Source organism: Yoonia sp., assembly GCF_017854415.1.
Taxonomy (GTDB): domain Bacteria; phylum Pseudomonadota; class Alphaproteobacteria; order Rhodobacterales; family Rhodobacteraceae; genus Yoonia.
Genome location: NZ_JAFMHR010000148.1, coordinates 3716 through 6790, shown reverse-complemented (window position 1 = coordinate 6790; position 3075 = coordinate 3716). Strand labels below are relative to the sequence as shown.

Genomic DNA, 3075 nt, shown 5'->3' with positions numbered 1-3075 from the left:
GGCCAAACCCGGAGGCCAAGCATTAGAGGCAGACAGATGCGGTATTTCTTAATTCTAGGTGCTTTCGCCACCGTCGCCGCCTGCGGTGGTGGTAGTCGCGGGGCGAGCGGTGACATCTCTCAGGCGTGCCTCGAGGCGAACAGGCGTGCTGCCACACCAGAGTTGTGCTCTTGCGTCCAACAGGTCGCCAATCAGTCACTATCAAACAGCGATCAGACCCGCGCAGCCGTGTTCTTTTCCGAACCACAACTGGCCCAAGACACGCGTCAATCCGACCGCAGCAGTGATGAACGCTTTTGGCAGCGCTACCGCGCCTTCACTGATTTAGCCGGGCAGATTTGTCTGCCGGTAGACGCCTAATCGCGCTATTAACGCAGCACACCGCGCCGTGTCATCGCCCTTGCGTATAGCCATTGCAGCACCAACAAGACCGGAATCGCTATCGTAAACACGATAGCCGCCGTCCCTGCAGCGGCGACCATGCTGCCGCCATCCGCGATCCCGTAAGTATAGATCGACGATCCCAACAGCCCGATCAGCGACAAAGCAAAGGTCGCACCCGCAAACCGTGATCGCATCAACAAAAGCAGCGAGCCGATAACCGAGAACCACACACCCAGCGCCCATGTGAAACCGAACCAAAGCGGCGCTTGGTCCAGCATCATTAGCCGCGCGTCAGGTTGGGCTGCGAGATATTCAGCCGCGTTTGTGCGTGTCATCACATAATCAAACGCACCGCCAGCGTTCCAGAACAGCGAAACAATGCCCACAATCCAAAGGTGAATTGGTGTCTTTGTCATAATCGGCCCCTCCATCAATAAGCAGGATCATACCCAGAAATTGCGATGTTAGCCATGGGGACAGAAAGACTGGACCTTTGCGGCCTGCCCGATATGAATGCAGGTATGAGCAAGCAGCTAGATATCATCGCCCTCGCACGTGGCGTGCAGGCCAGCGATCGCCGGTCTTTGGCGCAGGCGATTACGCTGGTCGAAAGTGGCCGCGCCGATCACCGCGAGCAGGCGCTTGCGCTGCTTGATTCACTTGGCAGCGAAAAACAAGCGTTGCGGATTGGCCTGTCCGGTACGCCCGGCGTAGGCAAATCGACGTTCATCGAAAGCTTTGGCCTGATGTTGACAGGGATGGGCAAGCGCGTAGCGGTGTTAGCGGTTGATCCGTCCTCTGCGCGCTCTGGCGGGTCGATCTTGGGCGACAAGACCCGCATGGATCATCTGGCGCGTGACCCGAACGCCTTTATCCGCCCTTCGCCCAGTCAAACGCAACTTGGCGGTGTCGCGCGGCGGTCGCGCGAGGCGGTGGCACTTTGCGAGGCTGCGGGCTTTGACATCGTGCTGATCGAAACCGTGGGTGTCGGCCAGTCTGAAACTGTCGTGGCTCAAATGGCAGACCTCTTCATATTGCTTCTTGCCCCTGCAGGCGGCGACGAATTGCAAGGCGTCAAGCGCGGCATCATGGAGATGGCCGATATCATCTTGGTGAACAAAGCTGACGGCGATCTAATGCCCCAAGCTACGCGCACATGTGCCGATTACGCTGGTGCTTTGCGGCTCTTGCGCAAGCGGCCCCAAGACCCAGAAGGTTTCCCCAAGGCACTCACGATCTCGGCACTCGAGGCCGAAGGCTTGCAAAACGCGTGGGATCAGATGGTCGCACTGGCCGAATGGCGCAAGCAATCGGGGGTTTGGGACAACACCCGTCAAAACCAATCCAGCTATTGGTTCCAACAAGATGTGCGCAACGGTTTGCTGCAATTACTTCAGGACGACCCAAGTCTTGCGCAACGCATGGATGCCGCACAAGCCGATGTGGCGTCAGGTCGTAAAACACCTGCGGCAGCGGCCGCTGACGTGCTAGAGCCGCTACAGGCACGTTTGATCAAGTAACCTTACGGCAAGAACCTGTGCATAAGTTAGCGTGGCAACCGCGTCCTCTTTTCGGGATCGCGAGGGTGCATTACGATTGTGCTTGATCAGGCAGGCACCCGCACTGCCGTATGAAAGTGGTAAGAAGCAGGCATGGCCTTTACAGACGTCATCGACAACTATGCGGACGGTGCCATGGGCACTTTGACAGCCGTAAACGGTAACATCGGCTATACCGTGACGACAAATGCGACCCCTTTGACCACCCCCAACACTGACGCGGGCGTGCGTATTACTGCCGACGGGCAGACGACTGTCGAAGTGACGTTTGACCAGCCCGTCACCGGCGTCACGCTTAGTTTTGACCGAAGCAATCCCGGCGAGATATACTCCATTCTTATCGACGGGCAGCCCGTCGATATACAAACGCTGATCGACAATGGCGAAGCGGAGTTTACAACAACATTTGCAGGCACCAACCCACCACTACTTGGCACGCATGTCATTGAAAGTGGTGGTGTCACCAGCACCGGGAATTTTGATAATGACAGCCTCGGGTTTCTGAAACTTCTTTTACCGGTCGAGAGTATCGCTGTTGTAGGAAGCGGTGGTAACAGCGGTAACTTTGATGCCATTGAAATAGGAATCGACGACACTGATTTCACGATTGTCTGCTTTACCGCTGATACGAAAATTCAAACGCCACGCGGCCCCATAAAAGTATCTGACCTTAAGTCGGGGGATATGGTCACGACCCAAGGTGGTTCTCCGCGTGCTGTGCTGATGACAAACAAGCGCCACGTCACGCACAGGGCGCTTTTGCGCGATACCCGTTTGTCACCCGTTCGGATCAAAGCCGGAGCCTTGGGCGGAGGTCTTCCGACCGAAGATCTACTTGTTTCGCGCCAACATCGCATTTTGATTGCGTCACGGATCGCCAAACGCATTTGCGGATCAACCGAAGTTTTCTTGCCCGCAATCCGTCTTGTCGGGCTTGCTGGTATCGACGTCGACAGAACGATGCAGCCAGTGGACTACTACCATATTTTACTGGATCGCCACGATGTCATCTTGGCAAACGGCGCACCGGCAGAAAGCCTTTTTGTGGGTGCCATGTCCAAGAAAACGCTTGCTGACGAGATCGCAGAAATCGACACTACCGATGTCCGTTATCGCGCCTATGCTGACATGA

4 protein-coding genes are annotated in these 3075 nt (G+C 56.2%); 3 read left to right on the top strand and 1 reads right to left on the bottom strand.

Annotation, left to right across the window (positions count from 1 at the left end; genetic code table 11):
• Nucleotides 1-360: hypothetical protein (locus QZ197_RS13840; protein ID WP_363157895.1), on the top strand; the 360-nt coding region annotated here is incomplete at its 5' end.
• An 8-nt stretch (nt 361-368) separates the two neighbouring features.
• On the opposite strand, the gene QZ197_RS13835 is transcribed toward QZ197_RS13840, so the two are convergent.
• The gene (locus QZ197_RS13835; RefSeq protein WP_296432722.1) at nt 369-800 is read right to left on the bottom strand and encodes a hypothetical protein; all 432 of its coding nucleotides are present in this window, start codon (nt 798-800) and stop codon (nt 369-371) included.
• 105 nt (nt 801-905) lie between these two features.
• Here QZ197_RS13835 and meaB point away from each other — a divergent pair, with 105 nt between their 5' ends.
• Together meaB and QZ197_RS13825 are read left to right on the top strand one after the other, a co-directional pair.
• Nucleotides 906-1904 carry a methylmalonyl Co-A mutase-associated GTPase MeaB gene (meaB, locus tag QZ197_RS13830; protein WP_296432720.1) on the top strand — a complete coding sequence of 333 codons (999 nt, stop codon included), beginning with the start codon at nt 906-908 and terminating at the stop codon, nt 1902-1904.
• Between the two features lie 132 nt (nt 1905-2036).
• Nucleotides 2037-3075 (top strand): Hint domain-containing protein (locus QZ197_RS13825; protein WP_296432718.1); only part of this gene is annotated, 1039 nt, incomplete at its 3' end.

Excerpts from the sequence above, each read along its gene's own strand:
- meaB (WP_296432720.1), top strand. The coding sequence starts at position 906 with ATGAGCAAGCAGCTAGATATCATCGCCCTCGCACGTGGCGTGCAGGCC.
- QZ197_RS13835 (WP_296432722.1), bottom strand. The coding sequence starts at position 800 with ATGACAAAGACACCAATTCACCTTTGGATTGTGGGCATTGTTTCGCTG.